Here is an 11,719-nt window from a genome sequence, read left to right as displayed (position 1 = left end):
ACCCGGCGCGTCGCTTGCCAATATGCCGCACCCATGCGATTTTGCGCCTCTAACTCCTCAGAGGATGCATCAGATGGAATCGCAGAGCACCCAAAGCGCTGAGACACCCGTGCGCACCGCGCATCTGCCGCTTGTAACGGAACCCCGAAACCCAGGCACCGAGCTGGACCTGGATTGGGTGCGGGCCGTGCAGGCCAATACATCGGCCATCGAGCGCCGGGCCGCGACACTGCCCGGGCGCCGATCGGTGAAGAAAGATTATCAAGCGGCCTGGCTGCTCAAGGCGGTCACGATGATCGACCTGACGACGCTGTCAGGCGATGACACAGTCGGCCGCGTGCGCCGCCTGTGCGCCAAGGCGCGCCAACCTGTTTCGGGTGCGCTGCTTGATGCGATGGATATGCCCGCGATCACCACCGGCGCGGTTTGCGTTTATCACGACATGATCGAAACCGCCGTGGACGCTTTGAAAGGCACTGGCATCCCGGTTGCAGCGGTTTCCACCGGTTTCCCGGCGGGCCTTTCGCCCTTCCACCTGCGCGTCGCTGAGATTGAAGAGAGCGTGAAGGCAGGCGCCGAGGAGATCGACATCGTGATCTCGCGTCGCCACGTGTTGTCGGGCGATTGGCAAGCCCTCTATGACGAGATGAAGGCCTTTCGCGCGGCCTGTGGCGATGCTCACGTTAAAGCCATTCTGGCCACCGGTGAGCTTGGCAGCCTGCGCAACGTCGCGCGTGCCTCGCTGGTCTGCATGATGGCGGGGGCCGATTTCATCAAGACCTCGACCGGCAAGGAAAGCGTCAACGCCACCTTGCCCGTGACGCTGGTGATGATCCGTGCCATCCGCGACTACTATGATCGCACCGGATACCGTGTCGGGTACAAGCCTGCAGGCGGCATCTCTAAAGCTAAGGACGCAGTTACTTATCTGTCGCTGATCAAGGATGAGTTGGGCGACCGTTGGCTGCAACCTGACCTGTTCCGTTTTGGCGCTTCGTCGCTGCTGGGCGACATCGAACGCCAGTTGGAACACCATGTCACCGGGGCATACTCCGCCGGTTACCGTCACTCCATGGGTTGAGGAAAAACGAATGTCTGTAAAAGAGATCTTTGAGACCATGGATTATGGCCCCGCCCCTGAAAGCGCCGCCGAGGCATTGGCTTGGCTGGTGGATCAGGGCGACCGGTTCGGTCACTTCATCAACGGGGCCTTCACCAAGCCCGGCGACGGATTTGAGAGCCGCAACCCCGCGACGGGCGAGGTTTTGGCAACACTGAGCCAGGCGTCCCAGTCGGATGTGGATGCTGCTGTTGATGCCGCCCGTAAAGCCCAACCCAAGTGGGAAGGTCTGGGCGGTGCAGGCCGGGCGCGTTACCTATATGCGATTGCGCGCCTGCTGCAGAAACATTCGCGCCTGTTTGCCGTGCTGGAGTCGATGGACAACGGCAAGCCGATCCGCGAGAGCCGCGACATCGATATCCCGTTGGCACAGCGGCATTTCTACTATCACGCGGGTATGGCACAACTGATGGAAAGCGAGCTGCCCGATGCGCAGGCGCTTGGCGTTTGTGGCCAGATCATCCCGTGGAACTTCCCTCTGCTGATGCTGTCATGGAAGATCGCGCCCGCGCTGGCGATGGGCAACACCGTGGTTCTGAAACCCGCCGAGTACACCTCGCTGACCGCACTGCTGTTCGCCGACATCTGCACTCAGGCGGGCCTACCCAAGGGCGTGGTCAACATCGTTACAGGCGATGGCGCCGTCGGTGAGATGATCGTCGCCTCGGACGTGGATAAGATCGCCTTTACCGGCTCGACTTCGGTCGGGCGTCGCATCCGAGAGGCAACGGCAGGGTCGGGTAAGGAACTGACGCTCGAGTTGGGTGGCAAGTCCGCCTACATCGTCTTTGACGACGCCGATATCGATTCAGCCATCGAAGGTCTGGTGGATGCCATCTGGTTCAATCAGGGCCAAGTCTGCTGCGCCGGGTCGCGCTTGTTGGTGCAAGAGGGGATCGCGGATCGTTTCCATACCAAGTTGCGCACCCGCATGGACGGGTTGCGCATCGGCAACCCCCTGGACAAATGCATTGACGTCGGTGCCGTAGTGGACCCGGTTCAGCTGCAAACCATCAAGGGCATGGTCGAAAGCAACACCGCCGGTGAGCTCTATCAAGCCGCTTGCGATATGCCCGAAAACGGCTGCTACTTCCCGCCGACCCTGATCACCGGGTTGGAAACCAGCGACCCGCTGATGCAGGAAGAGATCTTTGGCCCGGTTCTGGTCTCCTCGACCTTCCGTACGCCGGGCGAGGCGGTCGAGCTGGCCAACAACACACGCTACGGTTTGGCGGCAACAGTCTGGACAGAGAATGTGAACCTCGCCTTGGACATCGCGCCCAAGCTGGTCGCGGGAGTGGTCTGGGTGAATGCCACCAACCTCTTTGATGCAGCAGCCGGGTTTGGCGGGATACGTGAAAGCGGCTTTGGTCGCGAAGGCGGTTGGGAAGGGCTGAGCGCCTACACCAAGTCCAAGGGCAAAACCAAGGCATTGGCCAAGGTTGAAGCCGTGGTAGGCGAAGGTGCCCCGGTTGATCCCATCGACCGCACGGCCAAAATGTATGTTGGCGGCAAGCAAGCGCGTCCCGACAGCGGATACTCCAAGCCCGTCTATGGCAAATCGGGCCTGTTGGGCCACGTGGGTCTAGCCAACCGTAAGGACGTCCGCAACGCGGTTGAAGCTGCCGCGGGCGCGAAAGGCTGGGCCAAGGCGACTGGGCATCTTCGGGCGCAGATCCTCTACTACATCGGTGAGAACCTCTCGGCTCGTGCGGATGAGTTTGCCCATCGGATCGACGCCATGACCGGCAAGAAAACTGGCGCAAAAGAGGTCGAGACCTCGATCCAGCGCTTGTTCACCGCGGCGGCTTGGGCCGACAAATACGACGGTCAGGTGCACGGTGTCCCGATCCGGGGCGTGGCGCTGGCGATGAAGGAACCAACTGGTGTGATCGGCGCGTTGTGCGCGGATGAGGTGCCTTTGCTGGGGCTTGTGTCGGTCATGGCACCTGCGATTGCCATGGGCAACCGGGTGGTTTTGGCCGCAAGCGAGCCTTATCCGCTGGCCGCGACCGACTTTTATCAGATCCTTGAAACCTCGGACGTGCCTGCAGGCGTGGTCAATATCCTGACTGGCAGCCACGCGGAGCTGGCGAAACCCTTGGCCTCGCATCTGAATGTCGATGCAGTCTGGTCGTTTTCCTCCAGCGACGTGTCTGCACAGATCGAACATGCAGCAGCGGGTAACCTGAAGCGGACCTGGGTGAATAACGCCACGGCAACCGACTGGAACGTGGACCACAGCCGCAAGTTCCTTCAGGCTGCGACCGAGATCAAGAACATCTGGGTGCCTTACGGCGAGTAGGGCACCCCGTTACAAACGGGGAGACTCTACATGGATTTTGCAGGCAAAACTGTCGTCGTCATCGGCGGCACAAGCGGGATCAACCGTGGTATCGCCGAGGCCTTTGCGGCCTCGGGCGCAAAACTGGCCGTCGCCAGCCGGTCGCAGGAGAAGGTCGACGATACAGTCGCGGCGCTGAAAGATGCTGGTGCACAAGACGCGATTGGTGTGGCGTTTGACGTGCGCGATGCCGATGCCGTTGCGGCTGGACTCAAAGGGTTCCACGACGCATTCGGTGACTTTGACGTATTAGTGTCAGGGGCAGCAGGCAACTTCCCAGCACTGGCTGCAGACATGTCGATCAACGCGTTCAAGACGGTGATCGACATCGACCTGATGGGGACGATCCACGTGATGAAAGGGGCCTATGACTTTCTGCGTCGCCCCGGGGCCAGCATCATCAATATCTCGGCGCCGCAGTCATATCTGCCTTACGAGGGTCAAAGCCACGTCTGCGCGGCCAAGGCAGGTGTGGATCAGATCACCCGAACCCTATCGATGGAATGGGGACTCGAGGGCATTCGCGTAAACTCGGTCGTGCCAGGGTTCATCGAAGGCACCGAAGGCGCCAAACGTCTGGCGCCTACGCCGGACGCAGAAGAGAAGTTCAAGCGCGACGTACCATTGGGCCGCTGGGGGCAACCGCAGGACGTCGCCAACGCATGTTTGTTTCTCGGCTCAGATCTGGCGGGCTATATCAGCGGTACGGTTTTGGCTGTCGATGGCGCGCTTTATCAGCGAGGGTCCGGCCGACCGGGGCAGATGATTGGGCAAATGCTGCGTTCGATGTCCAAGGGCAGAAACTGAAGTCAGCTTCCGGAACGGGATTGCTCCCGTCCGTCGTACGTGCATCACAGATGCCCTCCTTCGGTTGGGCCGTGCCTAGCTGCGCTCGGCGGTTGCGTCAAATCGCGACTGTCACCCGTCGGGATTTCTGAGGACAGCTCTCGTCTGGGTGTGAACGCGCCGAGCCGAAGGCGAGGCGCTCGGCCCAAAGCCGCTAACGGTTCAGGCGAAGCCAGGATTGCTCGGGTGCGGGAGTGCCCCGAGCATCCAGAAGCCCCGCGATCAGTTGGTTGTCTCCAACCCTTCAGGCTTACCAACTACCACAAAGTGAAGCTCATCGGGTTTCAGCAATTCACCCGCGACTCGTTTTACGTCTTCAAGCGTCACGGCGTTCACCTTGTCATTGCGAGTGGCGATGTAGTCGATGGGCAAATCCTGCATCTGCATGCCAACCATGATTCCTGCGATCTGCCCGTTGCCATCAAACCGCAAAGGATACGCTCCGGTCAGATAGGTTTTTGCATTTTCGAGTTCTTCCTCGGACACGCCATCTTCGGCCATGCGAGACCACTCGCTTTTGATCACTTCAATGGCTTCGGCAATGCGCTTGTTGCCTGAGGCAACACTACCCAGGTAGATCGAGGCCAGATCCTTGGGCACCAAGTAGGAATAAACACCGTATGTTAACCCACGTTTTTCGCGGACCTCGGACATCAAACGGCTTTCAAACGATCCAGCGCCCAGAATGTGGTTCATGATATAGGCTGCAAAGAAATCGTCGTCGTCGCGATCAATGCCGGAATGTCCAAAAAGAGCCACCGACTGCGGTGTATCAAAATCGACCACAGTGATGCCGCCTTCGATGGCCACGTCGGCTTTGCCCGGAATAGGAGCGCCTTTCTTTGGCAACTCTGCCAATAACTCATCCAGCAAGGATTGCAGTTCCTCAGCGGAGATATCCCCGACCGCGCCAACATAAATACGGTCCAGGGCAAATGCGTTTTCGTATGCTTGCATGATGTCGTCACGCGTTAGGGCCGAGATGCTATCGACTGTTCCTTTGCCATCGGTGGCGTATGGGTGATCGCCATAGGCCATGGCCGCAAACGAATGATCCGCGACGGTGTTGGGATCCTCGGCATCTGATTTGAGGCCAGAGATGACCTGAGCGCGAACCCGGTCAATGGCGTCCTGGTCAAATCGAGGTTCATGGATAGTAGTTTTCAGCAAGTCGATCACGTCCTCCCGATTTTCGGTCAGGAACTGGGCCGAGATGGAAACGGAATCGTCTGATGCGTCATAAGAAAACGATGCGGCCAAAGATTCGAGCTTGCGTGCATAGGTTCGTGCATCGAGATCGCCAGCGCCTTCTTCGATTAATCCCATCATCAAATTGGTGGCACCACGTTTGCCCGGCACATCCAGTGATGTGCCTCCACGAAAGCGGATTTCGAGAGCCGTGAATGGAATAGAGTGTTCTTCGACCAGCCAGGCTTTTATGCCTGCGTCCGATGTTACCTCCTGGATTTTGACTTCGGCCAAAACGGGCAGTGCTACAAACAGGGCGGTGATAGTGCTCAGGATCAGTTTCATTGGGTTATCTCCTGTTCGCGCATCAACCAGCCGGTTACCGATGTCTCGGCTTGGAACACTTTTTTTGCAGCGGCAATGATGTCTTCGCCGGTAACAGCTTGAAGGATATCTGGCCAAGCCTGCACATCCTCGACTGTCAGGCCCGAGGTCAACGCTCGGCCATACCGATTGGCGATACCGTCCACGTTGTCGCGGGCATATATTTGCGATGCGCGCAATTGCATCTTGATCCGGTCCAGGTCTTCCTGATTGACGCCTTCGGTTATGAAATCTGCAATTGCAGCATCCATCGCGTCTTCGGCATCTTGCAGAGACACATCCTTGCTGGGGACGACAATTAGATCAAAGGTCGTATCGTCGAGCGATACTCCGCCGTAGAAAGCGCCAACATACACAACGGTTTGAGTGTCAAATTGCAAACGTTCGTTCAGGTACGACGTCGTTCCACCACCTAACAGCTCGGCCAACATGAACAAGGTAGCTGCTTCTTCCTGTTTGCCCGGGTCACGCTCTGGCGCCAGATACGAACGTTGAACATACGGTTGGGCAACACGTGCGTCTTCATACACAAGCTGGCGCGCGGCAGTCTGAGGTGGCTCTTGGCTGCGAAGGCGTTCTGGAAGGTCCGGGTTGGCTGGTATGACGCCATAGTATTTGTCCGCCAGCTGTTTAACCTCATCAGGTTTCACATCGCCGGATACGATCAGGATTGCATTGTTCGGTGAGTAGTACGTCTGGTAAAAGGACAAGGCATCGTCCATGTCCAATTCTTCCATCTCGTGACGCCATCCGATTATCGGAACGCCATAGCGATGATTGAGATATTGAGACGCATTTAGTTGCTCGCCAAACAGGGCGCGAGGGTTGCTGTCGGTGCGCTGATTGCGCTCTTCCAGGATCACGTCGCGTTCTGTTTTGATATCTTGTTCGGTCAAGCGAATGTTGCGCATCCGGTCACTTTCCATCTGCATCATCAATTCCAGCCGATCAGCAGCCACACGTTGGAAATAGGCGGTGTAGTCATAAGACGTAAACGCATTATCGCGTCCGCCGTTTGCTGCAACAGTGGCGGAAAACTCACCCGATTCCAGCTTGTCGGTAGCTTTGAACAGAAGATGTTCCAAAAAATGAGCCACGCCGGACGAACCGACTGGTTCATCGGCTGATCCGGCTCGATACCAGACCATGTGCTGCACAACTGGTGCGCGGTGATCTTCGATCACAACGACGTCCATGCCGTTATCCAGCTTATATGTAGTTACTTCCTCGCGTTGCTCTTGCTCGGCCCACAGGGGCGTAGCGGAACAGATAGCGACAGCCAAAGCAATTGCTCGGATCATCAAACGTCCTCCGTGACGGTTGTGTGTCAACCTACGGCAGGACACGCGGCGTTCAAGAACCACTGACGAAAAATTAAGAAAACTTCATTCGTCCGAGAACTGATGTTGGGCGCTTATTCACTGACCGGCGGCGCCGAGGGGTGCCGAACCCAGAGCGTCGGAATTGCTCAGTCTGCTGATACGGGTCGAGCGATTCCTTGCGGTAGGCTTGCTGATAACGATCCACCGGGAACAGTTTGATACGTGTCCAGCGTCCCTGTCGCTTGCGGAACTCTGCGTCTTCCTGAGCCAGCGAAGCGCGGGTGTTGGCAGGGACGCCATATCGACTGGTCGCGGTAACCAGTGCGCTGTCCGACGATGGAACACCTGTGTTTTCAAGCGCTGAAGGACGTCCACCCAACGCTGCGACGGCATCAGCATTAGGGTTTGGATCCGTCAGATTTGCGCCACCGGGTGTAGGTGCTGGCAAAACCGCGTAATCCTGTGGCGCAGTCAGAGGTTTTACAGGCATAATTGCGAACTCGTCCGGGCCTTCGCCGGTCGAGCGGATGTCTTTGAGACCTGTGTTGCTGCATCCTGCAACAACAACAGTGGCTATCAATGCAATCATTCCAAGCGGCGTGCGCATGGTTGTCTCCTGCCTGTTTCTCAGGCTTCTACCGTATTTGTCGACTGCCGTCACGGGGCCTTTTCATCAGACGCGCCTTGCGCCTTATCTTTTCCGTCCAACAGGATCAGCCCGATGGCTCCAGCAAAGATGAAGATATCAGCTACATTGAACACAAACGGATTGTTGATGCCACAGCAAGACATGTTCAAGAAATCCAGCACATAGCCATAGAGCAGCCGATCTATGACATTCCCAAACGCCCCGCCTATGAGCAACCCTGCGCTCATCAACATCCAGCGCGTGGGGGAGGTTCGAGAGAGCCAAAAAATGACACCAAGGCAAATCAAAATGGACAAGGCAACAAGAATCCACATTGAGGCCGAGCTGTCACCCTGAAACAGGCCAAAGTTGATGCCGCGATTCTCACCGTATTTGAAAGTCAGCAGCGGTGGCAGCACGTCGATGCCACCAGGTTGATCGGCCACCCGCATGACATGCACGACCAGATACTTGCTGATCTGGTCGAGCAGAAAGGCCCAGAATGCGGCCCATATGAGCGGTCCGTATCGCATCAGTGGCGGAAGTGGCGCATGCCGGTGAAGACCATCGCCAAACCGGCCTCATCCGCCGCTTTGATCACTTCGTCATCGCGCATGGAACCGCCCGGCTGAATAACGCATGTCCCGCCTGCTGCAGCGGCCTCTAGCAGGCCATCGGCAAAGGGAAAGAACGCGTCCGAGGCGACAGCGGACCCTTTGGCCAGGCTTTCGCTCAGGCCCAGTTCGGTCGCCATGCGAGCAGCCTTGGACGCCGCCACGTTTGCGCTGTCCAAACGGCTCATCTGCCCTGCGCCGACGCCAACGGTTGCGTTGTCCTTGACGTAGACGATGGCGTTGGATTTGACGTGTTTGGCAACCTTCCAGGCGAACAGCAGGTCTTGCAGCTGCGCGTCGCTTGGCGCCTTTTTGGTCACCACCTTCAGATCGTCCAGGCCGACATAGCCGACGTCCTTGTCTTGAACCAGAACGCCACCGGCGACTTGCTTGTAGGTCGTGATCGGTGCGCGCGGATCCGGCAGAGCATCGGTCAGCAGCAGCCGCAGGTTTTTCTTGGCTGCAAAGATCTCTTTCGCTTCGTCCGATGCGCCCGGTGCGATCACGACCTCGGTGAAAATCTCGACGATCTTGGCGGCTGTGACAGCATCCAGCGGCTGATTCAGTGCGACGATGCCACCAAAGGCCGATGTGCGGTCACAGTCAAACGCCTTTTGGTAGGCCTCGATCAGAGTTGCGCCTTTTGCGACGCCGCAAGGATTGGCGTGTTTGATGATGGCCACGGCGGCGCTTTCGGTCGGGTCAAATTCGGCCACCAGCTCATAGGCTGCATCGGTGTCGTTGATGTTGTTGTAGCTCAGTTCTTTGCCTTGCAATTGCACGGCGGTGGCGACGCCCGGACGGTTCGACCCATCGGTGTAGAACGCTGCCTGCTGGTGGCTGTTTTCACCATAACGAAGCGTCTGTTTGACCTCACCGGCAAATGCACGGCGGCGCGGGGTCTGTTCGCCAATGGCACCGGCCATCCATGTCGACACTGCCGCGTCATAGGCGGCGGTGCGGGCATAGGCAATCTGCGACAGGCGCTGGCGGAAGGTGTAAGTTGTCTGACCGTCGTTGGCGTCCAGTTCGGCCAGCAACGCGTCATAGTCCTCAACGTCGGTCACTACGTTCACGAACAGGTGGTTCTTGGAGGCCGCGCGGATCATCGCCGGGCCGCCGATGTCGATGTTCTCGATCATCTCGTCGTAATCGGCACCACGGGCCAGGGCGGCCTCAAACGGGTAGAGGTTCACGACCAGCAGGTCGATGGCGTCGATACCGTGCTCATTCATCGCGTCTACATGTGCGTCGTTGTCCCGCAGGGCCAGCAGACCACCATGCACCATCGGGTGCAGTGTCTTGACGCGACCGTCCATCATCTCGGGGAAGCCGGTGACATCGCTGACGTCCTTGACCGCCAGACCAGCCTCGCGCAGCGCTTTGGCGGTGCCACCGGTCGACAGCAGCTCGACCCCGCGTGCGGCCAGTGCCTTGCCCAGCTCGATCAATCCGGTCTTGTCGGAAACGGAAAGCAGCGCGCGGCGCACGGGATGAAGGTCGGTCATGTGTCTGGATCCTTGTCGTGATCAGTCGAATTCGGGTTCGTCCCGGTTCAGATCGCGAATGGCAACCGCAGTGTCCTGCGCCTTGCTCAGCGACCACCGGATGCGCGTCGCATACTCCATTGCGCGCCCGGATAGAACGATCTGTTTTGTCGCGCGTGGCTTCAAACGGTTCTTTTCGAGGTAAACACTTGGTTCCAGTGATAATTTAAATTGACCGTCATGGCGGAAAACCCAGATCTCACCGCTTTTGAGCGCCATGGACACTGCCGCGCCGCCCAAATCCACCGCCGCATCGACCTCGGGGTGCAGGTGCAGGCGGATGTCGAATCCCACGCCGGCCAGCACGGTGGCGTCCATTGCCTTGTCGAACTTGCGTTTGGCCTCATCCTCCATCGCCAGCAGCATGTCCTCACCCGCCATGCCACGGCCATCGAGCGTTAGTTCCAACGTGCGGGCGTGGGTTAGGCCAAAGACCGCAGCGTAACCATCGTGGCCGCCACTGGAACCGAATGCCATCGGGGGCTTCGGACATTTCAATGGGAACATGCTTGGGGGCATCCACCAGCGCCTCGTAAGCCGTCCCCTTTAGCGGGTCGGCCAAGCGAGCGCTGGAATAACCATCCAAACACAGTGTTGAATGCGATGGGGTCGCGCGTCCTGCACGCCGCCAATCCACGCCAAAGGTTTCACCCGATCCGCAGTTGACGATCAATGGGCGGCGGCCCGAAGTCAGCTCAAACGCCAGTGTCGAGGCATGCGCATTGAAAGATGCCGCGCCCGAGGGCGGCGGGCTGGCGTCAATCACGACACTGGTGCGGTGCGCGGACAAGCGAGCATAACCCATGGCGAGCCCCTCGGAATGCAGCGGTTTGACGGGGCTGGCTGCAAGGGCGTGATCCAGTCGCCCTTCTAACCCTCGACCGCCACCATGAAACCGGGCCAGACCACCATCGGCATGGCGCAGAGTGCGAAGTGTCGGGGTTATGCGCGCGATCGCGGCGGAATGCTCAGGAGGACAGCCGCGTCCGGCTTCGTGCAGGGCGGCAGAAGCCCATGTGAGAAGCGTGAAGACCTCGAGCAGCTCCTCTGGGTTGCGCGTGGGCAATCCGCCTTGTTCATTGATCTGCGATTGGCAATCCTGTGCAAGCGCCCGAACAGCCGGGTCGGCCAGTTCTTCGCTGCCTTCCAAGGCAAGGCCGGCATAGATCAAACCAGTCAGCGCCTCGAACCGTGGCAGGCCGGGAGTGGCGGCGGGCCAGCGTTTCGACAGGAACCATGTCTGTTGTGCAAGTGACAGAAAGAACGCGTCGCTCTGCGCAGGCTCCATCCCTCGCAACAGGAACAGCGCGTGGTTGATCCAGCGGATCAAGCGTCGACCGGCCAGTTCCGGCGTCCAGCCGGGACCGCGTCCATCACCATGTACTTTGATCCAGCCCCAAAGCCATTTCTGCGCCTTTTCACGGGCTGCAAAATCTCCAACAGCGGCCAAGTCATCCAGCCATGCAAACCCGTGTCGCTCGGCATCGAATGCTGCATTGGGGGCTTTGACCTCCCACAAACCGCTTTCCTTGGATTCCACCAGGTACCCGGCAAACAGCAGATTGCCCGCCACCAACTGCCGACCACGCGCAAAAGAACCAACGGTACGGGGCTCTGGCTGCGAGACAAAACCGGTGAGCGATTTACGCCGTTGGCTCAGACGTGCGTACAGGCGGTTCAGAAACCGCGTGCGTCGACTGGCCATGGAATCTGGACTGAACATCGA

8 protein-coding genes and 1 pseudogene are annotated in these 11,719 nt (G+C 58.7%); 3 read left to right on the top strand and 6 right to left on the bottom strand.

Annotation, left to right across the window (positions count from 1 at the left end; genetic code table 11):
* The first annotated feature begins 73 nt into the window (after positions 1-73).
* The 3 genes from deoC to ACZ1HE_RS20230 are packed head-to-tail and all read left to right on the top strand — an operon-like array spanning position 74 to position 4,271.
* Positions 74-1,081 (top strand): deoxyribose-phosphate aldolase, encoded by a 1,008-nt coding sequence (gene deoC, locus ACZ1HE_RS20240; RefSeq protein ID WP_209249684.1) that lies wholly within the window; start codon positions 74-76, stop codon positions 1,079-1,081.
* 10 nt (positions 1,082-1,091) lie between these two features.
* Positions 1,092-3,425, top strand: coding sequence for an aldehyde dehydrogenase family protein (locus ACZ1HE_RS20235; RefSeq protein ID WP_472623742.1), 2,334 nt, complete (start codon positions 1,092-1,094; stop codon positions 3,423-3,425).
* A 30-nt stretch (positions 3,426-3,455) separates the two neighbouring features.
* A complete protein-coding gene (locus ACZ1HE_RS20230) occupies positions 3,456-4,271 on the top strand; it encodes an SDR family oxidoreductase (protein ID WP_472623740.1) in 816 nt (271 codons plus the stop codon).
* Between the two features lie 261 nt (positions 4,272-4,532).
* Here ACZ1HE_RS20230 and ACZ1HE_RS20225 read toward each other — a convergent pair whose 3' ends face one another.
* From ACZ1HE_RS20225 to ACZ1HE_RS20200, 6 genes and pseudogenes are all read right to left on the bottom strand, one after another.
* Positions 4,533-5,843 (bottom strand): M16 family metallopeptidase, encoded by a 1,311-nt coding sequence (locus ACZ1HE_RS20225; RefSeq protein ID WP_472623738.1) that lies wholly within the window; start codon positions 5,841-5,843, stop codon positions 4,533-4,535.
* Complete coding sequence (locus ACZ1HE_RS20220) at positions 5,840-7,183, bottom strand: M16 family metallopeptidase (protein WP_472623736.1); 1,344 nt, start codon at positions 7,181-7,183, stop codon at positions 5,840-5,842. The genes ACZ1HE_RS20225 and ACZ1HE_RS20220 overlap by 4 nt, the downstream gene beginning before the upstream one ends.
* A gap of 73 nt (positions 7,184-7,256) precedes the next feature.
* Positions 7,257-7,811: a DUF3035 domain-containing protein gene (locus ACZ1HE_RS20215; RefSeq protein WP_472623734.1), complete on the bottom strand. Its 555-nt coding sequence runs from the start codon at positions 7,809-7,811 to the stop codon at positions 7,257-7,259.
* Positions 7,812-7,861: 50 nt separating this feature from the next.
* The gene (gene lspA, locus ACZ1HE_RS20210) at positions 7,862-8,365 is read right to left on the bottom strand and encodes a signal peptidase II (RefSeq protein WP_472623732.1); all 504 of its coding nucleotides are present in this window, start codon (positions 8,363-8,365) and stop codon (positions 7,862-7,864) included.
* Complete coding sequence (gene purH, locus ACZ1HE_RS20205) at positions 8,365-9,954, bottom strand: bifunctional phosphoribosylaminoimidazolecarboxamide formyltransferase/IMP cyclohydrolase (RefSeq protein ID WP_472623730.1); 1,590 nt, start codon at positions 9,952-9,954, stop codon at positions 8,365-8,367. The genes lspA and purH overlap by 1 nt, the downstream gene beginning before the upstream one ends.
* A gap of 21 nt (positions 9,955-9,975) precedes the next feature.
* Positions 9,976-11,716: pseudogene (locus ACZ1HE_RS20200) on the bottom strand (heparinase II/III family protein).
* Positions 11,717-11,719 lie beyond the last annotated feature (3 nt).

This window comes from Falsiruegeria sp. JB4-1, assembly GCF_055693495.1.
This window is presented reverse-complemented; position numbering and strand designations above follow the sequence as displayed.